A 265-nucleotide genomic window follows, 5' to 3' on the forward strand; every position below is an offset into this window, starting at 1 on the left:
CTATCAGATAAATGCCCAGCTACATAAGCTTACTAAAGACGAAATGTTGCAAAAATTAGAGTCGGATCTAACAGCTGCTTCAAATCTTTTAACCGATGATTACAGGAGTCCCGAGCGTACTTACCCAAACCGTAAAGTTGCACAGATTATGCTGACCAAGGTTTATTTATTAAACCATCAATGGATAAAAGCAGAAATACTGGCAAAAGAAATTATACAAAGTCCGCTTTACCAATTCGAAAACGATATCACTAAAGTGTTTAAT

General features: G+C 35.8%; 1 protein-coding gene. It reads left to right on the top strand.

Annotated features, from left to right (window positions below):
• Positions 1 to 265: hypothetical protein (locus SB752_RS32625; protein ID WP_410719532.1), on the top strand; the 265-nt coding region annotated here is incomplete at both ends.

The organism is Brevibacillus sp. SIMBA_040, from assembly GCF_046535075.1.
In the GTDB taxonomy this organism is placed as follows: Bacteria; Bacillota; Bacilli; order Brevibacillales; family Brevibacillaceae; genus Brevibacillus.